This is a genomic window from Mesorhizobium sp. M7A.F.Ca.AU.002.02.1.1, assembly GCF_003998535.1.
GTDB lineage: Bacteria > Pseudomonadota > Alphaproteobacteria > Rhizobiales > Rhizobiaceae > Mesorhizobium > Mesorhizobium ciceri.
The window spans coordinates 1-20,923 of sequence record NZ_RZPB01000024.1 but is presented as its reverse complement, the minus strand read 5'-3'; the positions used below and the strand labels follow the sequence as shown (position 1 = coordinate 20,923).

The window sequence follows — 20,923 nt, the reverse complement described above, 5'->3', positions numbered from 1 at the left end:
TCCCTGAAGCGCCGTGATCAGCCGGTCGTTGTCGGCCGGCAAGCCGATGGTGGCGCGCAGATAGTGCTCGTAGCCGGCTTCGCGCCACGCCTTGACGATGATCCCCTGCTTCAGGAGACCGGCGGCAACGCTGGAGCTGTCGCCCTTGCAGTCGAAGAACAGGAAGTTTGTCTGCGACTGGGCAACCCGGAAACCAAGGCCCGTAAGTGCGGCGGCGGTGCGCACGCGCTCGGCTCTGACGCGGCCCGCCGACGCCTTCATCCAGCTTTCGTCGGCCAGTGCCGCAATAGCGGCGACCTGTGCTGCCGCATTGACGTTGAACGGCGTCTTGGCGGCCGCGATCACTCTTGCCAGTTCGAAGCCCGAACAAACGGCATAGCCAACGCGCAGCCCCGCCAGGCCATAAGCCTTCGAAAATGTGCGCAGCACGACATGGTCGATGCTGCTGTTGCGCAGGACCTCGATGCCGTCGGGCGCGCCGGGATCGGCGAATTCGAAATAGGCCTCGTCCAGGACAAGAAGCGTGCCGGGTCGCACGGCGCCGATCAGCCGTCGCAGGCCAGCGTGGTCGAGACCCGGCCCGACCGGATTCCACGGCGAGGATATGAAAACGATCCGTGGCCCAACGGCGATCGCCGCTTCGAGCGCGGCAAGATCGAACCCCATCTCGGGTTTCATCGCAATCTTGACGACATCGGCACCGGCAGCCAGCGGCTCTATCTCATGCAGCCCGAAGCTCGGCACCGTGGTGACGACCGAGGCGCCCGGCACCAGGACGGCGCGCGAGATGGCGGCGATCATCTCCTCGGAACCATTGCCGGCAACGATCATGCCAGGATCGATCGCCAGTTTTTCGCCAAGCGCCGCCCGCAGCGCCGTGCAGGCCGGATCGGCATAGCGCCATGGCTCGAAGGATGAGGAGGCCAATGCGGCCATGACGGCGGGAGAACACCCATCCGGGTTCTCGTTGCTGGCCAGCCGGGCGACATCGTTGCGGCCACTCAGCGCCCGCGCCATCGCGATGTTCATGCCGGCATTGTAGGGCGGCAAGGCGGCGATATGCGGATTGAGCGGCAGGCTCGACGCTGGTTTGACCGACTGTTCCAAATCCCGACTTCCGTTTCCCCGCGCCCACGCGCGGCAATCTTGTCAAATATCGAGGACGACTGATCCGCGCGGCTTGGAGCAGCACAACAGCACTTCGCTGCTTCCAAGCTCGTCCAGCGGTTCCTCGAAATAGGCGATGTCGCCCGAGATCAGCCGCGACTTGCATGTGCCGCAGATGCCGGCCCGGCAGCTGAATTCCGGCAACAGACCTTGGTTCTCGGCGAAGTCGAGCAACGATACGGCCGAGCCATCCCAGACGGCCGTCAGGCCCGACTTCCGAAATTCCACGGTTGTCGCTTCCCCGGCCGGCTCGATCCTTGCCGGCTGCGCTGGAACCGCGGGAACTCGCACTGCATCGGGCTCAAGCACCGTCGCCGGGCCGAAGAATTCGTAGGCAATGCGATACCTTGGCGCGCCAAGCTCGCGCAGCATGACGTAGATCGCCTGCATGAACGGCGGCGGGCCACAGAGGTAGAAATCATAGTCATCGATCGGCAGCAAACGCTGCAGCACGTCCCGCGAAATCATGCCTTCGCTATGAAAGCGCTGCTCGGCCTTGTCGCGCTCGGACGGGAGCCGGTAGCAGAAGTGTGCGGTCAGGCCGGGACGGGTCGAGACCAGGTCGGTCACCTCATCGCGCAAGGCATGCACATCGCCGTTGTCGCAGGCGTGAATGAAGACGGCACGGCGGTCCGGCAACGAAGCCAACGCATGCAGCATCGACACCATCGGCGTCAGCCCGACGCCGCCGCTGAGCAGCACGACTGGACGGTTGCTGGCCTTGTCGAGCACGAAATCGCCGCGCGGCCCTTCCGCCTGAAGCACATCACCGACGTCGATACGGTCATGCAGGAAGCACGAGCTTATCCCATCGGGAAGCCCCGGCCCGGGTGCTGCCTCACGCTTCACACTGATCCGATAGGAAGCGCTGTCTGGGGAACAGGAGATACTGTAGTTGCGCAGCACATATCCCCTTTCGCCGGCGGCCTCCCGCGCTACCGGAATCCGGAACACCAGGAACTGGCCCGGCTGGAAGTCGCGCCAGTCCTGTGGATCGACCGGCTCGAGATGGAATGAAGTGATGAGGGCGCTTTCGCGCACCTTCGCGACCAATTTCAGGTCGCGAAATCCGCTTCTTGCGATGGTGTCGCGAGCGGTGAATGCATTCATTCGGCAGCTGCCAATTGCTGGCTCTCGCTGGCGATCAGCTTGGCCAGGTTCCGGCGAAAGCGCAGCGGTCCGACATCTATCTTCAGATCGAGATTGGGCGTGCGCTTGTTTGCCATGCCCTTGTGCACGGCATTGAGCACGGTGCGGTCCTCGTCGAAGGCGCCGCGCACAGAGGTGGCGAACTGGCGGGAAACCTCCAAATCGTCGGGGGCGAAATTGCGCATCTGGAACCAGTAATATTTCGTCTGGTTCTCATCGACCGGCGTCATGAAGTTGTAGCTGTCCATGAGGAACACGTCCTCGTGCAGCGGCTTGCCCTCGCCGCCGGTGCGGGCCGGCACGAAGATCGCCTTGATGATGGCGTTGGAGGGGTAGCGCACTTCGTAGTGCTGCTTGCGGTCGCAATTGCCTGAGAATTTGAGGAAAGGCGCATAGAAGGGCGCCGGCGCGGCATCGACCACCCAGCGCCACACGGTCACGCCGTCCGCGCCTACGGTGGTTTCGAGTGGCGCATCCTCCATCGCCTGAACGCCGCCGAAGGAGGACTGGTGGACCCAAGACACATGCGAGGGGTCGAGCAGGTTGTCGGTCATGTAGAGGTAGTTGCAATCGAGCGCCATGGACTCGCCGCGATTGACGCCCCATGCCGGATCGCCCCAGTGGTCGACCGCGAAAATCAGCGCGGGGTCGGCCTTTGCCGCTTCGCCCATCCATATCCACAGCAGCCCGTAACGTTCGGCGATCGGATAGGAACGAACGCATGCCACATGCGGTATCTTTTCAGCACCGGGCACGCGCGTACAGGTTCCGGTGCTGTCGAAGGTCAGCCCGTGATAGCCGCATTCGACAGTGTCGCCCTTGATGCGGCCCATGGACAGCGGCAGCTTGCGGTGGGGACAGGCATCCTCGAGCGCCGCCACCACGCCATCGGTCCGGCGGTAGAGGACAATGTCCTCGCCAAGTATCCGGGTCGGCACCAGCCTGTCGGCGACCTCATGGTCCCATGCGGCAACGTACCAGCAGTTTCGAAGAAACATGGCGTCCTCCCGAGCTTGTGACGCCTAAACGAATATCTTGCGGGCCTGGGACGACATAGGGCTTGCATCTGTGTTCTATTTTAGAAAAACTAAATCAAGCTGACCCCAGGATTGTTGCCCAGGTGAAGAAGACGCCCCCACTGCGTGCGATACAGGCCTTCGAGGCTTTCGGCAGGCGTGGCAGTGTGACGGCGGCCGCCAACGAACTCGGCGTCTCCGTCGGCGCGGTCAGCCAGCAGATCCGCAAGGCCGAAGACGCGCTGGAGGCGCGGCTTTTGGAACGGCGCGGCAGGAGTGTCGCCCTCACCGCGCTGGGCCGCGTTTACCACGCAGCGGTTGCCGTCGGCTTCGAACACATTCGCGACGCCCAGGATCTCATCGAACAGGCCCGGTCCGCGGACACTTTGACCATCTCCTGCCTGCCGTCGTTGGCCAGCAAATGGATCGGCCCGCAGCTCCTGGATTGGCAGGTCGACCACCCCGGCGCGACCGTGCGGCTGGTGGGCGCCGAGACGGAGCCAAGGCTGGGCGCCGAACAAGTTGACTTCCGTATTTCGTACGGCACGAAATATCGTGATTTCGAGCACTACACCGAACTGTTCACCGACTGGGTGGTGCCGGCCTGCTCGCCGACGCTGCTGGCGAAACATCCGGTCGGCAAGCCCGCCGATATTCTCGATCTGCCGCTTCTCAGCATCGAATGGGCCCGCGATCACCGCTCGCCGCCGACATGGGCGGAATGGGCCGCAAGCATCGGCGCGGTGCACCGCAGAACATCCGGCGAAGTGGCCTTTTCCCTGTCGAGCGCGGCGATCGATGCGGCGGCCAACGGAAGGGGCTTTGTGCTGGCGCAACTGTCGATGGCTGCCGACGATATCGCGTCGGGCAGGCTCGTCGCCCCGTTCGACAAGCGGATCAGGCTGCCGGAACCTTATTTTTTGGCTTGGGATCGGGCCATTCTTGAGAAGCCTTTTGGTCCTGAGCTGCGAGCCTGGATTGTTTCGATTTCCAAGCGACTGGGCGCAACCTTAGCCGGATAGCCGAACACCGATCTGGAGACACAAGTTTGCATCTGCCGAGTTCGCGCGCACCAGCGTCTTAAGAGATCCAGACATTGGTCGGCGGTGTGCGGTCCCACGGATTGCTTCAGTTTGCCCTAGATATCTCGACAAAAGTCCGCTTTTTTCGCCCTTCTTGCACCGCTAGCCGTCGGGCGGCTTTGCGACCCAAAACAGCAGCGTTCGCGCCCTCAAGTCAACAGGGGTTCACTCAACTTCCCTGCTGTACGAGATCCCGGCGAACTCGGAGCCCCTGCTTGAGCAAATTCCGACGTACACGAAGTCCTGGCCCCGCCCACAATCGTAACGCCGGCTTCCTCATCAGCGTCCTGTAACCGGCGACGGGTCTCCAACGTGCCCGTGTCGTCATTGCCTGTAACAATTAGATCAAAAGTTTTCTGGCCTGCGAGAGGCGGCCTGCTGTTTTGCTCGAATCACTTGCGATGGAAGGTGCGGCGTTTCGGTGGCAGCCCCAGCGCGCTTTGAAATGGGATAATCCCTCGCAGATCGCCTTTGCAACGGGGATACCAATCTCGGATCGCGAAAGATCGGCGAACCAGACCTGCGAACCACAAACTTCGCCGATTTCATTCAGCAGGTCGGTGACGTTGCTTTCGCCAGCGCTTTCCAGGCCGTCGGCAGGCTTGCCGATGGCGAAACGAAAGTTGCGCACGTCAGCGAAACGCTTCCAGCGGGTCATCCGACAATCGTCATCGCTCATCGTTTTATTACGGGGCCGTTCTGCCCTTTCGGCATGGGCCTGCATTGCAGCTTCGGATTGTATCAATTCCAAAAACGCGGACCGGGCGGCAGCAACCATATCGAAGCTGCACCCGAAACCCACCGCCATATGCTCGCCACTGTCTTCGCAGCTGATCGCCGCCGTCACAATGGCCGTGCGGAAGGACGAGATATCGAGAAGCCAGAGCCTGCGTCCCGTTTCTTGGCGATGCTGCTGGATGTGAGACGCCAAGCCTTGGTCATCAAGCCGCGCGATATCCAGCCGCTTTCTCAGGGAGCCTCGGTGCCACCATATCCCTGTGGCGTCTCGTTCGACGAGTTCAAGCAAGGCGCGGGTTCTTGCATCCGCCCGCGTTGTGCCAGCGGCGCAACCATTGGTGTCGACGTTCAAGCTGCAATCGCCATATGCGACGTCACCAAAGCGGCCATAGCAGAGAAACGCCGGACAAAGCGCGACCCTATCGTCATGGAAGCTGCGAACGGACGCCCATAGCTGGGGATTGTTCAGATGATCCGTTGAAGGGATACTGTCCCAGCCACGCCACATTCTGTTGAGCCGATCGCGATGTCGGATCTGTTCCAGCGAAAAGCCCAATACCTGAATCGCATCGATCCTCATTCCATCGCCTGGAGAGCCGATGCGTGCTGACGCCGTGACGTCTTCGGCTCTGCAGGCCCAGCTGGAAATCTCCGCGGCCTCTCCGAGGCAAGACAGCACGGCCGTGCCGGCATCAAAGCCTTTGCCACTTGCCGTGAATCGTTTCTCATTCCCTTCGAATGGAGCAATGTTGGACATAGCCAGGAATCCACCCGGAACATCGAACACTTCAACGCCAATGTCGTGCCGTGTCGCGAAGTGCAAAAGGGGCAGCCCATTCTCGGGCGCAGCGACAAGGGTCGCAGCCAGATTCTCCAAAACATCCAAATCATCTTCACTCGACTGGCGGTCCCAGGTCGGGTCGTCTTGGTTCACCGTCATCGGCCGGCCGTGATGCATCAGCAGAGCAAGCGTTGTCCAATGCGACCCGCGCAACAGCATGTTGGCTCTTTCAATATCTTGGCTTCTGCTGTTTACGTAGGGTAAGCGGTGGCGCCCGTTGGCGACCGAGACGATAGCCGGCGGAGTTGACAATTTCCACAGACGGTCTGGCGATTAGGCTAATCGGCGGTTTCGAGCTTCGCAAGGGCTCGGAGACGTTCTCGTTGGGCAAGCGGAAGGCCTGCGCGATTCTCGCCTATCTGTTACTGAGCGGCAGGTCACGCGAGACGCGCGGGCGACTGGCGGCATTGCTTTGGAGCGAGCAGGACGAGGAGCATGCGCGCGGATCACTGCGCCAGTGCATAAAGGATCTCCGACGCCTGGCAAGCGAGACCAGGCTTAATTACCTCGCGGTCGACAAGCTCGTCCTGGGAATCGATCCGACTGCAATCCGTTCCGACATCGATGAGCTTGAACGTGCGCTCGACGACCGCAATTATGACGGTGCGCTGCTCCTGCTGGCCAAAGCCAGGGATGGACTTTGCGCCGGGTTGGACGATTGCGATCCTGTCTTCGACAACTGGCTGAGAATGCAGTCGACGATGATAACCGACAGGCTGGTGACACGGCTCGCAGCCTGGCTGGCGGCCGAGACAGACCCGAGACAGCGCAAATCCATCGCTGCGTGCATCCTGCAACTTGATCCGTTTTTCGACGATGCCGTGGTGGAGACCATTCGGAGGGTCTGTGAGGAAAGCGGTTATGCCCGCGCCCTAGCGTTCTTCGACCGCTACGCGGCCGAACTCAAAGCGGACATGGATCTGCGACCACCGGCAGAAATCCTCCACCTTCTAGAGGCGCTCAAGCCGGGCAACGACGGTGAAAAGCGGGCGGCTGACCCCGACCTTGCGCAAAGCGATCACGACAGCCGCATCCCAGGGAAGCCGACAATCGCCATCATCATTGCCAGGCGCGAAGCAGAGAACGAGCACCTGCAATTTGCCTTGGCGACAGAGCTTCTGGCTTCGATTTCCCGATTTAGGCATTGGACAGCCGTGTCAACGGAGTTGCAAGCCGGTGAATTCTCACTGGATCAGATGCATCAGGCGGCAGGCGAACACGTGGATATCGGCGTCCTCATCCGTCTGATCGACACGGATGGACCAGCAGTGTTCCAAATTACCTGCTATGATTTCCTGCAAGAAGGAGAAGCCTTCGTTCTCACCGTTCCGTCGGATCCGTCTTCCTGGCGCTCGGCCTTCAATGAAGTTTGCGCACGCTTTTCCGCGCGCCTGCAGATTGCCTTGTCCAGTGCCAGGCTGCATCGCATATCGCAAGCTTCCCCGAACCATTTCTCGGCCTATGATTGCTGGCTGGACGGACAGCGGCTTTCGATCATGTGGCGAAAGGACACCGAAGAAGCTGCCATCGCCCGCTACGAGGAAGCCATCCGGCTTGATCCCGATCTGTCCTGCGCTTATTCCAGCCTCGCTGCGGTGCTCAACTCGCGTTGGATCGTCGTTCCGGGTGCATCGTCGATCGAGCAGGATCTAAAGCGCGCATTCGAACTGGCCAAGCGTTCGGTCCTGCTCGACCCATTCGACCACCGCAACCAGGTAAATCTGGCCTGGAGCCACCTTCTGGCGCGACGCTGGGAGCTGGCCGATTTTCACTTCAGCCTTGCACATGAGCAAAATGCCGGGAACCCCGCGACGTTGATCGCCTACGCGCTGGCCAGCTCCTTCATGGGTGATCATCAACGGGCATCGGAGCTTTCGAAGCGCAGTTTCGACCTCAATCCCATGCCCGACGCTCACTATCATGGCTACCAGGCGACCATTGCCTTTCTCGCCAATGATCTGGAGGGGTGCGTGGCCGCTGCGGTCAAGAGCGATCAACTGTTCGCCGACATCCACGGCTGGTCGGCGGCGGCACTTGCGTTGCTGAAACGCAACCGCGAGGCCGGGGATGAGTTCAGACGTTTTCTACGCAACCTAACGGCGGCGTGGCAAGGGCCGGGTAGGCTTGACCGCGCTGTCGCCGTGGAGTGGTTCAAGACCGCTTTTCCGATCCGGTTACCAGTCGATCAGGAGAAGCTGGCCCGTGGCATCGAATTGGCAGCCCAGTCGGGCTGACACGGCCGAACCGTTGCTCGCAATTGCGCCGGGTTTCACTTGCAGCGTGACATCACGTAGTCGCCGAGGCGCTTATGATATGCGCTCAAACGGTTTTTCTTTATTTGATCGGGCGGGCCGGCGTTCGGGTCGAGATTGTAGTGATCGGGAAATGTATAGTCCTCACCGGGTCCATCCGCCGGCGCAATGGTGGCGATCGTTTGCTCGACGTCGCCGGTGAAGGGAAAGGCGATGTTCACGATCAGGTCTTGGTCGAAGTATGGTTGGATGGTGATCTCCTCCCAGGTTTTGTCCCTGGGCGTCATGAACCCACGCAGCAGGTCCTTCATCGCCTCCTGATCTCCACTTCTGAAGATCGCTTGCTTGGCCGGATCCTTGATCAGGTCTCGGATGAATTCGCCAAGCGCCTCGAACTGCACATCTTTGAACTTCACCATGTCCACTTTCCCCGCTAAACCAGATTGAGCACTGTAGCGCTGCCGTTATCAGCGCTATTGAAAACCCTGACTGCCGAGCAGGCCGCCAAGCACTTCATCCGATACCTTCGCAGTATCATTGAGATCGAGCAGTCCTGCCAGCGTTTTTGGCTCTACGTCCGGAATGAGCCTGCGAGAGGTGATATCCGTATCGGCAGCCTTGAACAGTGCGGATGCGATCGTGGCGGCCACCACATAGGAGCCAACTGGGCCAAGATGGCTGCCGTCATTACCAAGAACGGACGCCTCCTGGATGATATAGTAGGAGAGAGGTGTTTGCCTCAGGAACTCCGGGTACCGTTGCAAAGCGGCCCGAAGTCGGCCGGCGTTGTAGACGTAACGTTTGGCGCAGGCGGCCGTGGGAAGCATGTCATTGCCCGTCAGGACCGGCACATCGATACTGTTGTCGCCCAGGGCGGTCTTCACCGCACCGGCCACGTCCTGCCCGGATGGCAAACCAAGGTCGTAACAGCGCCAGCAATCCATGAAGGCAACCGGCCGGACTGTGCCGTTCAATTCCGCACTCAGGCCGGCAATCGTCAGTTCTTTCGACAGGAATGGTCCTATGCGCCGGGCACTTTGAGCTTTCGACGGGGGGTCGGCTGAGGCAAACCGGTTCCAGTCGACAATCCAGTTCTCGGGTATTGGAATCTCCCCACCCGGGCGCAGGCTGGAAAAGGACAGCATTTTGCGCAGATTGGCTGGTTCTTCGACCGACCTGTCGTTCACGACATAGAACTGCCGGACCATGGCGTGGGCAAAGCGCGACGCACCGAAGGTGAATTCCAAAGGCAGCGCATTGAAAGTCTCAAGTGCCGAGACTCCGGCGCCAAGAAAATCGTCACTGGCGAAAAAATGGTCCCATATTTCCGGAGCCAGAACTTTTCTCAGATAGTCGTTGATGATCACAGTGCGGTAAACCGAGGTCAGATAGATCCTGGCACGCTTGTAAGCTTCTGCTGGGTCGGTGCCGATGCCAAGCAGCAGATCCACGATCCTGTTGTGGATGCCCATGAGTGTGCAGAGCAGTTGCGACAGGACAAGATTGTCGTCGTTTCGCGGATCCGCCACCAAGGGCCGATAAGGCGATCGCCGACCCTCGACACTGATAAACTTGCCCGAGAAGTCGATGCGCGGCAAATCACGGCCTTGCATGGTCTTACCGTCGACCGGAAGCATACTGCCTTTCATGCAAGGCAAGCCGATCGGAAAGCGGCAAGCCGACAGGTCCGCCCCATCCGCAACATCGTAGAGATGGGCGTCGACGATTGGCCCCCGCCCATAGAGCCCCGAAAGGTCAAGGCCTTGCGAGGACGCGTTCTTCAAATGATGGGTTTTGCCTGTCGGCTTGGGCAATCCGAATATTTGGCTGAAGACGATGTCATGGAACACGAATTGACCGAAATAGGTAAAGCCGGCTGGTGTAGGGCTGAGATCACTGCCTTCAAGTCCATCGGTCGGGCCGACCATTTCCGCCGTGATGTCCAGCAAGCCCGCCTTGGTGCGGTCGATGGCGCTCTCGTCTTCGGTTGCGTCAAACAAGGCGATCGGCATGTCCGCCAGGGACGGGAAGAGCCTGATGCCTCTCAAGGTCGGCTTGTCGTTGAGGCCGTCGTCTGAATTCTGGTTTGACCGGTTCGGTATGTTGGCGGCTTCGAAGGAGGACGTTTCGCCGTGGAGCATCGAAGTAGACCTCGTTTTCCAGAAGGATGAATGCGGCCAGGCGAGTAGCTTGGCATGAATCCGGGAGTAGAAACAGACTTGCCCGTCGGTGGTCTGAATGGCGCGGCCCCAGAGCAGAGCGACATTGCCGAGGCGATCATGACACTGACGGATCGAGCTTCGGGCCCGCCGAGACGGCGGTGAACAGCACACAGGACAGAATGACGCCCGCACCCAGAAGCCCGTCGGGCGAAAGCCGTTCACCAAGCAGAGCGGCAGCGGAAATGGCGGCGAACACACCCTCTCCGCTGCAAATCACCGCCGCATGGGACGAAGTGGTGTAGCGCTGTGCAGAAGTCTGCAGGCAAAAGCCGACAGCGGTCGAGAACACACCAAGCGTGATGAGTTCTGGCCATGCTGCCATAATTGCCTGAAATGTCATTGTGCCCTGCAGGGCGAAAGGTAGCGTGGCAACGGCCGTGCCGATGAACTGTGCGGCCGCCGTCGCGAAGGGATGGCCATGTGCCTGCACATGCCGCCCGAGTTCGACCGTCCATACTGCAAAACAGATTGCAGTCAGGACGGCGAAAGCGTCGCCGGCGGTTGCCGAACCATTGAAGCCGCCCGCCAGGAGAGCCGAGCCCACGACCGTCAGAATTGCGACGAATAGGATCAGTGCACTTGGACGCTCCCTCATGATCAGCCATGCGGCGATCGGCGTGATAACAGTGGAAGCGCTGATAAGGAGGCTCGAGTTCGTCACCGTCGTGCTGACATAGGACAATTGCTGGACCACACAGCCGAGAGCAAAAAGCAGAACCACTCTCGCCACACTTGGAAACCAGCCGGTGTTGGTTTCGGGGTCGCGCTCCCGCACCGCGAATGGCAACGTCACCAGTCCGGCGATCACGCTGGTCAGGAAAACAACCGCCATGGGATCGAGGTGGGCCAGTATGGTCTTGTGGGACACATTGCCCACTCCCCAAATGAGCGCAGCAAGCATTAGCAAGGAATTTGCCTTGAATCTGGACATGATTGATCGCATCACCACAGCGGGCAATGGCTCCAACGGTTTGTGATCGGGTTTGAAAGCGATGATCGGGGCCGACGGACCCCGTCATCGTCGAGGTGGCTGGTGTTGCGCGGAAGAACGCGTCTTTTGGTTCGCGATCTATCCGGGGCCAGCACTCGATATATGTGATCTGCGCAAGACGGGGATGGTGGGCAGCAGGACGGGCGTTGGCGGTTCGTTCTGCTCGAAACTGACGCTGCGCTGAAGAAGCGGAAGGATGGCCTCCGGGGTTGCCGAAACCATTTGCGTGCATCGAGTTGACGAGTTCATGAAGCCAGCCTCGGACATGCTCTCGAAGACGCCGAGAAGTGGTGACCAGAAGCCTTTGAAATTCGCCAGGACCAGCGGCTTGCAGTGCCTTTCCAGCTTGCGAAGCGTCATGACCTCGGTCAGTTCCTCAACGGTTCCGATGCCGCCAGGCAAGGCTACAAATGCATCCGCGTAGTCAAACATGAGCTGTTTGCGGATACTCATGTCGGGAACTGAAATCGTCTGGCATCCCGATAATAGCATTCTCATCCGCTCGATCAGGAACTGCGGGGTGATCGCGATCACGGTTCCACCCCCTTCTGCTGCGGCAATAGCCACCTGGCCCATCAGGCCATCACAGCCACCGCCATAGACCAGGCGAATACCTGCTGCGGCTATCGTCTCGCCAAGGATGGTGGCGCAACGGGCGTGGTCGGGATCGTTGCCAAGCATGGCGCCGCCGAAAACGCAGATCGTGCCGATGCGTCGCTGCAAGGGATAGGAGCGGCCGATCTGTTCTGCGGAATTGTCGGATGATGATCCAAACATGGTGTCTCTCCAAATGAGGTTGGAATAGCGAAGCTTGATCAGCCGGCGGAATGATCGCGGGCTGCGCGAGGTTGGCTCGATCGGAACAGAAGCAGGTCAGCCCAGGACCAGAGCAGGTAACAAACGAGAAGGCTGGCGGGCGTAGACCAATGCTGTGGCTGTTCGACTTCGAATTTGAACAGCGATGCACAGAGTTCTGTCCCGGCGGCGATGAGGGCCGGCAGCCGGCTGAGAAGGACCATGACGCGAAACGGGTCGGGGCCGTATTCCGACAAGTTGAGGATCCGGACACCGGGTCGGTGGCAAGCACTGCCGAATTTTCCAACGGAATGAAGCAGGCCCGATGTCAACGCCAGCAACGGATGGCCAAGTTCAAACAGGGCCAGGCCAAGGCAACCGGCACCAACGCCGGACAGGAAATCACCCAGGCGGTTGAGATTTTCCCTAGGCTTGAGACGTCCGTTCCAGGCGCGATGGTAGATCTCGCCGCTGGCGAAGAAGATCGCCGTCGCCGAGGTCATTGCGATCGCAGCGAAATTGCCCGTCAAATAATGGCTGATGGCGGCCGGCGCGCCTGTCCAGAGGAGTTGGTTCAGATCGCCGGATACGAGAATCTGCGCCGTAATCCCCTGACAAAGACCAATGAGGTTGCCGACATTGTAGGCTCCCCCAGGGCCAGACATCCGTGCCGTTAACGCGCTGCGCCAAGCAAGGAGGCGCGGAGACCGAACCGTGAAGGATGAGGCTGTTTCGCGAGCTGAAATTTCGACTGGGGCTACACGCAGCGGCTTATTGATGTTGAGCGTCATGTCGGGTTCCTCCCTTATGACGCATGCTTTGCAGTGCTCCGCGTGATCTCAACGTGAATTGCGCTGGAATGGGTCCGTCCAGGCTAACAGGCAGATCGCATTGGCGGTTCCTGCAAGGTGACGGTTGATCTACTTCTCTCAATTGCCTCGGCCAGCCTTATCCCGCGGCGAGCTTCTGTGTCGGCGGGGCCTTGCAGCCCTGGCCGACGACATTGTCTAAGCGGATCGCCTGCCGAGCCTCCATTGACAGCCATCCGGATGCACGGGCCGCGAAGACCGGAAATCATCTCTCGACGATCATGCGAAGACACCGGGGAACGATGATCGTTATTTCACGCTGAATTACGCTGAGTTGCCCAACATCACAGCCGCAACGCCAGACTGACATCCGCAAAAGGCTGAGCGGTCGAACCTGAACCTCAACTGAATCCAAGGATGGAATTCGATCATGCTACGCAGCTTGACGAAAACATTCACCGCCATCTCGACAATCGCCGTTCTCATGGCACCTCTGATGACTCCCAATGCGGCCTACGCGAACAGCACCACCGTTCCGCGCAAATGCATAAACGGCGTGGCAAGGTGCGCATCTCGCTATCCAGCAAGCTTTCGAGACCACCCATTTCAATTCAGCGGGACAGTGCAACGCACCTTACTCCCGAGGTTGGCGCAACGCTCTCCGGGTCGGCATCCATCTCAAGCTCCTTCGAACGCCCGGCTTGTCTGAGGGTCTTCACAAAATGTTACGTAAGGGAACGTTCGCGCCTGACTCTTCTTAGGCAATCGAGGCGGTTGTCGCCTCGTGCATTGTGAAGGAGAAGAAGAATGCCCAATCAAGGTGGTAGCCACGAACAGCATGTGAAGGCAGGCCAGCAGAGCCACAAGAATGCCGACAATAAAAACCGTCAGCAACAGCAGGCCGCTGGTGGTGGTCAACGGCAGCAGGGCGATGGATCCGGCATGCGTGGTGGAACCCACGAACAGCACGTGAAAGCTGGCGAACAAAGTCACAAAAACCGCTGATCGCGGGTGATTTCAGCAGACCCACCCCGAAGTATCGGGGTGGGTCTGATTGCATCTGAAAGAGGTGCTATCGACGACGCTGCGGTTAGGGTCGCGAAAGTCGCCCCGGCGACTTTGCCGGGGCGACTTCAGTCAGGACGCCCAGTCAGGCAGCTTGCTCCAGGGCGCGCTCATTGACACCGCCTTCGCCCAGCCCGGAAAGCGCTTCGTCCGTCGCGACCTCCTCTTTCAATGTCTCGTTGAGGAGCTTGACCACGTCGCTCTTGCCAAGCTGTTCAGCCCACGCGACCAACGTGCCGTAGCGCGCGATTTCATAATGTTCGACGGCCTGTGCCGCGCCGACCAGCCCAGCATCCAGGGCTGGGTCGCCCTTGTATTCGTCGAGAATTTCCGACCCTTCCTCAAGAATGCCGTCGATCGCCGGACAGGTTTTGCCGCGCGCCGGTTTGTCCATAAGTTCGAACACTTGCTCGAGCCGATCAACCTGGCCTTCGGTTTCCATGCGATGTTTTTCGAAGGCCGCAGCCACCTCCTCGGATTCGGCGCCCTTTGCCATCTTCGGCAAGGCCTTGAGTATCTTCTTTTCAGCGTAGTAGATGTCCTTCAGCCCATCGAGGAACAAAGCCTCCAGTCCCTTGGTCGTCGCTCTTTTTGCAGTCGCCATGATTTGTCTCCCTTGGATTGTCGTGAAAGCTCACCGGCGGTGTAGCCATGGACTAACTTTCCATGGAAGCAGTTGTTCCCTGGGGGCGACGTGGAAGGGCAGCGCGTCGAACACCGCTTTTATCGAGGGCCGATCGACATCAAAAGGCGATGGACGATGACGGTGTGAGAGCCGCCGGCAGGGGGGACGGAAAGCACCGGGGTTCGTCGCGCTGTATGGAGTAGATGGTGAAAAGAGATACTTCCGATGGGTTCATATACGAAATCATATTTACATATAAAACAAATCATGATGATCTTGCTGTCGTGCAACGGCGGCTAAGGTGGTCGGTTCCGGCGTCCGTCGCCGAGCCTGAATGCCAGCAGATGATCGTGCACAATGAAATCAAAGATGATGTCGCGGTCGAGTGAGCCGTGCATTGGTCGGATGTAGGGAGTGCGGCATGCCCTTTGATGTCATCGTTGTCGGAGCCGGCGCAGCCGGGGCTGTCCTTGCCGCCCGGCTCACCGAAGATGCGGCCACGAACGTGCTTTTGCTGGAAGCGGGGCCGGACTACCGGAGCGGCGAGCAACCTGCCGAGATGGCGAGTCCAAATCCCTTCAACCTGCTGCTTCCCGATCATTTTCAGCAACAATATATGTACCCCGACCTGATGGCTCGCCGCACCAAGCGGCAGGAGCATCGGGTCTACTGGCGCGGCAAGGGGCTTGGCGGTTCGACGGCCGTCAATGGGCAGATTGCCATTCGCGGCGTGCTCCATGCCTTCGACCGCTGGGAGGAAATCGGATGCAAGGGCTGGTCGGGAGCCGACGTGCTGCCCTTCTTCCGCCGGCTGGAGGATGACCCGATCGCGGCTAATTTTCACGGCAGCGATGGCCCGATTCCGATCTACCGCGCGCCTGTCGAAAGCTGGGGAAGCGTCGACAAGGCCATGCGCCAAAGCGCGATGGCCCTCGGCCATCCCTGGCATGACGATCTCAATGCTCCGGATGCCGAAGGGGCTTGCACCTATCCCATCAACAGTCGAGCCGGCAAGCGCGTGTCGGTCAATGACGGCTATCTGGAAGCTGCCCGCGACCGGCCGAACCTCACCATCATCGGGCAGGCGACGGTGGACAAGGTGCTTTTCGATGGCAAGAAAGCGATCGGCGTTTTGGCCATCGTGGCCGGTCAGGTTCGCAAATTCGAGGCGCCGCTGGTCATCGTCTCGGCCGGCGCCATCCACTCTCCAGTCATCCTGCAGCGCTCGGGCATCGGTCCGGCGGCTCTCTTGAATCGAAAGGACATCGAGGTGCTTGCCGACCTGCCGGTCGGCGAAGGTTTCTTCGACCATCCTTATTGCCGCATCGAACTGAAGCTGAAGCCGGAATTCAAGGCGACCGATGTCGACGCGCGGCATACCAACTGCTGTGTGCGGACGAGTTCCGGCGTGCCGGGTGCCGAGCGCGACGACATTCTTTACGTCGCCATGAACCATGGCGGTATCGGCGTGGAATCCGACAGCGCCCAGTTCGGCGAGGCCATGGTCAATCTGATCCTGATGGAAGCCAAGAGCCGGGGCACCGTGCAGTTGCGTTCCGCCAATCCCTTCGACCAGCCGATCGTGGAAGAGAACATGCTGGACGATCCGATGGATCTTCAGCGCATGCGTATCGCCTATCGCCACCTTGGCGAGATTGCCCGGCAAGCGCCGATCCAGGCGATCGCCGAGCGCGTCCTGCTGGGGGATTCCGATCTGCCTTTGTCATGGCTCGAAATGGCAAGCGACGAGGAGGTCGACAATTTCCTGCTGGCGCAGTCTTCCGATGCGCAGCATGGGATCGGCGGCTGTTGCATGGGTAGGCCCGGTGAGGCCGTGGTCGATCCGGAATGCCGGGTCTACGGTTTTGAAGGGCTGCGGGTTATCGATGCGTCGATCATGCCGCTCGATTGCCAGGCAAACACCAATCTGACCTCGATCATGATTGGCGAGAAAATGGCCGACAGCCTGCGCCGGTCCATCTGACAGCTCGCTGCCGAACGGCATACGGTCGCACGGGAGGCCCGCGCAAAAGGCGCGGGCCTTGAATGTCAGCGAGTGACGTCCACGGTAATCGTCTTCAGGTCGCACATTTCCATCAGCGTGTGCCGACCCCCGGTGCGGCCGAGGCCGCTCTGCGTCCCGGCGGCGCCGCCGGCAGGAATATGCGGCTCCCAATAGCAGCTCATCTCGTTGACGTTGACGATACCGACCCTCAGGCTTTCAGCAAAGGCAAAGGCGTTCTTGATGGTGCTGGTGAAGACCGCGGCCGACAGGCCGTAGGGGCTGGACGCCGCAAGTTCCATCGCCTCCTCGTCGGTCTCGAAGGTCAGCACGGGTGCAATCGGCCCGAAGGATTCCTCGACGTTGAGCAGGCTTTCCCGGGTCAGTCCTGTGACGATCGACGGCTCGAAATAGAGATTGGTGGCAAAACCCGACGCCACATTGCCGCCGGTGACGATCTCGGCGCCACGAGCGCGGGCGTCCGCAATGTGGCTGAGCACCTTGTCGACGGCGACCGCATTGTTGATCGGCCCCATCGTCGTCGCGGGATCGAAAGGGTCGCCCATTTTCACCTTCGCGGCCGCTTTCACCAGACCTTCGATAAACCGGTCATGGATGGATTTATGCACCAGCACGCGTTCGGTGGCCGTGCAGATCTGCCCGGCATTGGCAAAGCAGCCGGCCCCCACCTGGGCGGCGGCCATGTCGATATCGGCATCGGCTAGCACGATGGTCGGGCCGTTGCCGCCCATTTCGAGCAGAAGCGGCTTGCCCGCGCCACGCCGGGCGATCGTCGCGCCGGTGGCGGAACTGCCGGTGAAGCCGATGGCATGGGTGCCCGGATGAACGACGGCCTCGTCGCCCACCTCCGCACCATCTCCCAGAACGAGATTGATGGCGCCGTCCGGCAAGCCCGCCTCGATGAAGCATTCGACAAGTGCCGTGGCAATCAGCGATGTCGTCGGCGCCGGCACCCAGACAACGGTGTTGCCCGTTGCGACGGCCGGTCCGAGATAGTAGAGGCAGGGCAGGGCGAGCGGGAAATTCCATGGCGTGATGATGGCAAAGATGCCCTTCGGCTGCAGGAAGCTGAAGGCGCGCTTGTTGGCATCGGCCAGGGGAAACGCCGCCGTCTCCAGCCACTTCATCTGCTCTGCCGCATTGCGGAAACCGAGAGCTGCCGCCGATGCTTCGGCCTTTGCCTCGCTGTGGAAGGGCTTACCCTGTTCCAGGCAGAGCAGGTGGGCAAGCTCTTCGGCGCGCCTGTCGATCGCGTCGGCGATGCGTATGCACAATTGAGCGCGTGCGAAGGTTCCCATCTTGCGCATGGTCCCGCGTGCGCCTTCGGCGGCTTTCACCGCGCGACCGACATCGGCGCGGGTGGAAAGGGAGAGATAGCCGAGATGCTCGCCCGTCGAAGGACTATCGATTTTCAGGAATTTGCCCGAGCTGCCGGCAATCCACTCGCCGCCGATGCGGTTGATGCCGATGCGGGCGGCTGCTTCCGGCTCCGAGACGATCGCCATGCCACGCAGGTTGGGGCCTTCGAGAGAAGATTTGAAATGGACTGTCATCATGCGTTCCTTTGGCCGAATTCGGATTGGATGTTCAAAATGGCGGCGCGGCTGCGTTCCACGGCTGCGATGAAAAGTCTGCTGCCGGCCTCCGCGCTTGCCTGCGATGGCGTGCCGATGACGCCGTTGTCGCGGATGGCTTCGAAACGGCGCCAGACGGTGACGGCCGGCGCGGCGTAAAGGTGAGGATCCGGCCAGGATGGCGGAGTGCCGCCTGGCGGGATGAGATCGCGGCGAACGCTGTCGCCAAGCACATGCATCATCAACGACGTTTCAAGCGCGCAAGCGTGACCGGTGCCTGTGGCGGCATCGGGCAGGGCCTGCGCCGCCACGTCGGCGATGAGATCGAAATACGAGAAACCCGCGGTGACGATGCCACGCTTGCCAAGGGTGGTGATCGCCACCTGGATGGCGGCGCGGTTTCCGCCATGGCCGTTCAGCATGACCGGCAGGAAGCCGTCTTCGGCAAGGCAGGTGCAGAGATCGACGAGAACGGCGATGAAGATCTGCGGGCTGAGGCTCATGGTGCCGGAGAAAGAGCGATGATGCTCGGACGAGCCATAGGCGAAAGGTTCGGCGACACGGATGGAGGCCTGTCCTTCCGCCGCGGCGAGCGCAACCGCTTCCGCAAGCCAGCAATCGACGCCGAGCGGCAGATGCGGGCCATGTTGCTCGACAGCGCCGAGCGGTAGAATGACGACGGGTTTATGCACGCCGGCTGTCGCGTGTCTTTCCGTATCCGGGGAGGTCATCAGCGCAAAGCTGGATCCAGGCGGGATCGGCAAGGCCGGAGCTGGCTCGTTCATCGTGCTGCCTCGACAAGCCGGGCCTTGGCGTAGGTCATGCCGGAATCGGCCAGGAGAGCGACCATGATGATTGCTCCCTTGTAGAGTTCGAGGCTGGACGGGTCCGTGCCGAACACCCGAAGCGCTGTCGTCAGCAGGCTGACGATCAGCGCGCCGACGACCGCGCCCCACACCGTTCCCCTGCCGCCGAAAATACTGGTGCCGCCAAGTACGGCCGCGGCGATCGCGTCCAGAAGCAGCGAGGTCCCGCCGATGTTGGGCGTCACGACCGGCACCCGGCTGATCATGATCACGGCTGTCAGGAAGACGAAGATACTGGAGGCGCAATAGACGAGGATCGTGTGTTTCGTCACCGGGATGCCGGCAAGTTCCGCGGCTCCGGCATCCGATCCGAGCGCATAGGTACGCAGCCCGAAACGGCTGTGCCGCATCAGGATTGCTGCTACGGCGACGATCAGCAGCGTTGCGAAAATGACATTGGGAATGCCGAAGCTGCGTTCGATGCCGACCGCGCGAAGCGTCGGATCCTTCAGCATCAGGACGCCTTTGGAGGCAACGGCAAGCGTTGCGCCCTGCAGCGCGACCATTGTGGCCAATGTCGTCACGAAGGGCGGTATCTTCAACAGTGCGATAACGGCGCCGTTCGCGAGGCCGATCACCACCATCACGGCAAAGCCGACGAGCAAGGCAAGCGGCAGGCTGGCGCCGCCGTCGATCAGGCTGGCGATGAAGACGGCACAGAAGGCGACGCCGACGCCGGCGGACAGGTCGATGCCTGCCGTCAGCAGAACGATCAGGGCGCCAAGCGCCAGTATGGCGATCGGGGTCGCCTGGGCGACGATGTTGATGAGGCTGGCGGTTGAAACGATGCGGGCGTCGATGAGCGCGAAGATCGCCAGCAGGATGACCAGCAGGATCAACGGCGAGAGGTCGAGAAAGCGCCTGCACCAAATGTTCTGTTGGCGGGTCATGAGGGTTCTCTCATCGGATGTGCCAATCTTCGACCGGTTCGCGCAGGCCTGATTTGACGCTGCGCAGGATTGCATCATTGACGGCGACGGCGCGCAGGGCGTCGTCGAGCGGCATCACGAAAGGGGTTTCGTCGCGAACCGCGGAAATGAAATGGTGGACCTCCTCGAAGAGATCCCCGGTGATGCGGCCATTGACGGTCGGCCAGTGCAAGGCGTCGGGCTGCGACCACTGTCCATGCGATAGGATACGTAGACCGTGGTCGCGCACGTCGAGGTCGATCATGCCTTCGGTGCCGATGATTTCGGTGCGCGCCCAGATGCCGGTCGGAACGGTCGGTGGCAGCGTCCAGCCGAAGTAGAGCTGTCCGCTCATTCCGTTCGACAGCTCGACGGTGGAGAAGATCGCGTCTTCGGAGCGAACTCCGAGCGAAGGCATGAGCTTGGCGACCGATCGGGAGTAGACGGCGATGATGTCTGAACCTGAGATCCATTGCAGCGCATCCACGTCGTGCACGCCGAGGTAGAAGCAGACGCTCGAGTTTCCGTTCATGCGAAGACCGACTTCGCGATTGGTGAAACGGCCGCTGCTGCCGTGGATCGGCTCGCCGATCCGCCCGGATTTCACCGCTGCCGCGGCTTCGCAATAGCGCGGGTCGAACCGCAGGATGTGGCCGACCAACAGACGCGCGCCGTTTCTCTCCGCCGCTTTCGCAATCGCCTTGGCAGCGGAAAGATCATGAGCCATCGGTTTTTCGAGCAGCACCGGCTTGCCGGCATCGAGCAGAGTGCGGCAGACGTCTTCATGCAGCGTATCGGGT

General features: G+C 60.7%; 18 protein-coding genes. 4 read left to right on the top strand and 14 right to left on the bottom strand.

Annotation, left to right across the window (positions count from 1 at the left end):
- The 3 genes from EN879_RS03325 to EN879_RS03315 all read right to left on the bottom strand — a co-directional run.
- Nucleotides 1-1,107: aminotransferase class I/II-fold pyridoxal phosphate-dependent enzyme (locus EN879_RS03325; protein WP_127273945.1), on the bottom strand; the 1,107-nt coding region annotated here is incomplete at its 3' end.
- A 42-nt stretch (nt 1,108-1,149) separates the two neighbouring features.
- Nucleotides 1,150-2,277 carry a 2Fe-2S iron-sulfur cluster-binding protein gene (locus EN879_RS03320; protein WP_063168716.1) on the bottom strand — a complete coding sequence of 376 codons (1,128 nt, stop codon included), beginning with the start codon at nt 2,275-2,277 and terminating at the stop codon, nt 1,150-1,152.
- Entirely contained in the window at nt 2,274-3,314 is a 1,041-nt protein-coding gene (locus EN879_RS03315) for an aromatic ring-hydroxylating dioxygenase subunit alpha (protein ID WP_013530418.1), read from the bottom strand. The genes EN879_RS03320 and EN879_RS03315 overlap by 4 nt, the downstream gene beginning before the upstream one ends.
- 122 nt (nt 3,315-3,436) lie before the next feature.
- On the opposite strand from EN879_RS03315, the gene EN879_RS03310 reads away from it, so the two are divergent.
- Nucleotides 3,437-4,354, top strand: a complete 918-nt coding sequence (locus EN879_RS03310; RefSeq protein ID WP_013530419.1) for a LysR substrate-binding domain-containing protein — start codon at nt 3,437-3,439, stop codon at nt 4,352-4,354.
- Between the two features lie 400 nt (nt 4,355-4,754).
- Here EN879_RS03310 and EN879_RS03305 read toward each other — a convergent pair whose 3' ends face one another.
- A complete protein-coding gene (locus tag EN879_RS03305) occupies nt 4,755-6,152 on the bottom strand; it encodes a YcaO-like family protein (protein ID WP_063168715.1) in 1,398 nt (465 codons plus the stop codon).
- Between the two features lie 164 nt (nt 6,153-6,316).
- Here EN879_RS03305 and EN879_RS03300 point away from each other — a divergent pair, with 164 nt between their 5' ends.
- On the top strand, nt 6,317-8,227 hold the full coding sequence (locus EN879_RS03300; RefSeq protein WP_063168714.1) for a hypothetical protein: 1,911 nt from the start codon (nt 6,317-6,319) through the stop codon (nt 8,225-8,227).
- Nucleotides 8,228-8,262: 35 nt separating this feature from the next.
- Here EN879_RS03300 and EN879_RS03295 read toward each other — a convergent pair whose 3' ends face one another.
- The 5 genes from EN879_RS03295 to EN879_RS03275 all read right to left on the bottom strand — a co-directional run bounded on the left by EN879_RS03295 (nt 8,263) and on the right by EN879_RS03275 (nt 13,044).
- Entirely contained in the window at nt 8,263-8,664 is a 402-nt protein-coding gene (locus EN879_RS03295; protein ID WP_013530422.1) for a hypothetical protein, read from the bottom strand.
- Between the two features lie 54 nt (nt 8,665-8,718).
- Complete coding sequence (locus tag EN879_RS03290; protein ID WP_164774305.1) at nt 8,719-10,257, bottom strand: peroxidase family protein; 1,539 nt, start codon at nt 10,255-10,257, stop codon at nt 8,719-8,721.
- A gap of 265 nt (nt 10,258-10,522) precedes the next feature.
- Entirely contained in the window at nt 10,523-11,398 is an 876-nt protein-coding gene (locus tag EN879_RS03285; protein ID WP_244514330.1) for a DMT family transporter, read from the bottom strand.
- Nucleotides 11,399-11,536: 138 nt separating this feature from the next.
- Nucleotides 11,537-12,235, bottom strand: coding sequence for a TIGR00730 family Rossman fold protein (locus tag EN879_RS03280; RefSeq protein WP_013530425.1), 699 nt, complete (start codon nt 12,233-12,235; stop codon nt 11,537-11,539).
- A gap of 38 nt (nt 12,236-12,273) precedes the next feature.
- On the bottom strand, nt 12,274-13,044 hold the full coding sequence (locus EN879_RS03275) for a hypothetical protein (protein WP_013530426.1): 771 nt from the start codon (nt 13,042-13,044) through the stop codon (nt 12,274-12,276).
- A gap of 825 nt (nt 13,045-13,869) precedes the next feature.
- Between EN879_RS03275 and EN879_RS03270 the strand changes: the two genes are divergently transcribed.
- Entirely contained in the window at nt 13,870-14,067 is a 198-nt protein-coding gene (locus EN879_RS03270; RefSeq protein WP_013530427.1) for a hypothetical protein, read from the top strand.
- 145 nt (nt 14,068-14,212) lie between these two features.
- Here EN879_RS03270 and EN879_RS03265 read toward each other — a convergent pair whose 3' ends face one another.
- Entirely contained in the window at nt 14,213-14,731 is a 519-nt protein-coding gene (locus tag EN879_RS03265; protein WP_013530428.1) for a ferritin-like domain-containing protein, read from the bottom strand.
- Nucleotides 14,732-15,173: 442 nt separating this feature from the next.
- Between EN879_RS03265 and EN879_RS03260 the strand changes: the two genes are divergently transcribed.
- On the top strand, nt 15,174-16,736 hold the full coding sequence (locus EN879_RS03260; RefSeq protein WP_063168709.1) for a GMC family oxidoreductase N-terminal domain-containing protein: 1,563 nt from the start codon (nt 15,174-15,176) through the stop codon (nt 16,734-16,736).
- A 65-nt stretch (nt 16,737-16,801) separates the two neighbouring features.
- Here the strand turns inward: EN879_RS03260 and EN879_RS03255 are convergent, their stop codons facing one another.
- From EN879_RS03255 to EN879_RS03240, 4 genes are all read right to left on the bottom strand, one after another.
- On the bottom strand, nt 16,802-18,328 hold the full coding sequence (locus tag EN879_RS03255; RefSeq protein WP_063170303.1) for an aldehyde dehydrogenase family protein: 1,527 nt from the start codon (nt 18,326-18,328) through the stop codon (nt 16,802-16,804).
- Nucleotides 18,328-19,134 (bottom strand): creatininase family protein, encoded by an 807-nt coding sequence (locus tag EN879_RS03250; protein WP_013530431.1) that lies wholly within the window; start codon nt 19,132-19,134, stop codon nt 18,328-18,330. The genes EN879_RS03255 and EN879_RS03250 overlap by 1 nt, the downstream gene beginning before the upstream one ends.
- The gene (locus EN879_RS03245; RefSeq protein WP_024503985.1) at nt 19,131-20,105 is read right to left on the bottom strand and encodes an ABC transporter permease; all 975 of its coding nucleotides are present in this window, start codon (nt 20,103-20,105) and stop codon (nt 19,131-19,133) included. Before EN879_RS03245 ends, EN879_RS03250 begins: the two co-directional genes overlap by 4 nt.
- Nucleotides 20,106-20,115: 10 nt before the next feature.
- A partial coding sequence (locus EN879_RS03240) for a Gfo/Idh/MocA family oxidoreductase (RefSeq protein WP_164774304.1) occupies nt 20,116-20,923 on the bottom strand: 808 nt, incomplete at its 5' end.

What these genes read in the sequence shown, in the direction of transcription:
- EN879_RS03285 (WP_244514330.1), bottom strand. Translation starts at nt 11,398, where the DNA reads ATGTCCAGATTCAAGGCAAATTCCTTGCTAATGCTTGCTGCGCTCATT.
- EN879_RS03315 (WP_013530418.1), bottom strand. Translation starts at nt 3,314, where the DNA reads ATGTTTCTTCGAAACTGCTGGTACGTTGCCGCATGGGACCATGAGGTC.
- EN879_RS03265 (WP_013530428.1), bottom strand. Translation starts at nt 14,731, where the DNA reads ATGGCGACTGCAAAAAGAGCGACGACCAAGGGACTGGAGGCTTTGTTC.
- EN879_RS03275 (WP_013530426.1), bottom strand. Translation starts at nt 13,044, where the DNA reads ATGACGCTCAACATCAATAAGCCGCTGCGTGTAGCCCCAGTCGAAATT.
- EN879_RS03290 (WP_164774305.1), bottom strand. Translation starts at nt 10,257, where the DNA reads ATGCCGATCGCCTTGTTTGACGCAACCGAAGACGAGAGCGCCATCGAC.
- EN879_RS03305 (WP_063168715.1), bottom strand. Translation starts at nt 6,152, where the DNA reads ATGCTGTTGCGCGGGTCGCATTGGACAACGCTTGCTCTGCTGATGCAT.
- EN879_RS03255 (WP_063170303.1), bottom strand. Translation starts at nt 18,328, where the DNA reads ATGACAGTCCATTTCAAATCTTCTCTCGAAGGCCCCAACCTGCGTGGC.
- EN879_RS03320 (WP_063168716.1), bottom strand. Translation starts at nt 2,277, where the DNA reads ATGAATGCATTCACCGCTCGCGACACCATCGCAAGAAGCGGATTTCGC.
- EN879_RS03270 (WP_013530427.1), top strand. Translation starts at nt 13,870, where the DNA reads ATGCCCAATCAAGGTGGTAGCCACGAACAGCATGTGAAGGCAGGCCAG.
- EN879_RS03245 (WP_024503985.1), bottom strand. Translation starts at nt 20,105, where the DNA reads ATGACCCGCCAACAGAACATTTGGTGCAGGCGCTTTCTCGACCTCTCG.
- EN879_RS03260 (WP_063168709.1), top strand. Translation starts at nt 15,174, where the DNA reads ATGCCCTTTGATGTCATCGTTGTCGGAGCCGGCGCAGCCGGGGCTGTC.
- EN879_RS03250 (WP_013530431.1), bottom strand. Translation starts at nt 19,134, where the DNA reads ATGAACGAGCCAGCTCCGGCCTTGCCGATCCCGCCTGGATCCAGCTTT.
- EN879_RS03280 (WP_013530425.1), bottom strand. Translation starts at nt 12,235, where the DNA reads ATGTTTGGATCATCATCCGACAATTCCGCAGAACAGATCGGCCGCTCC.
- EN879_RS03295 (WP_013530422.1), bottom strand. Translation starts at nt 8,664, where the DNA reads ATGGTGAAGTTCAAAGATGTGCAGTTCGAGGCGCTTGGCGAATTCATC.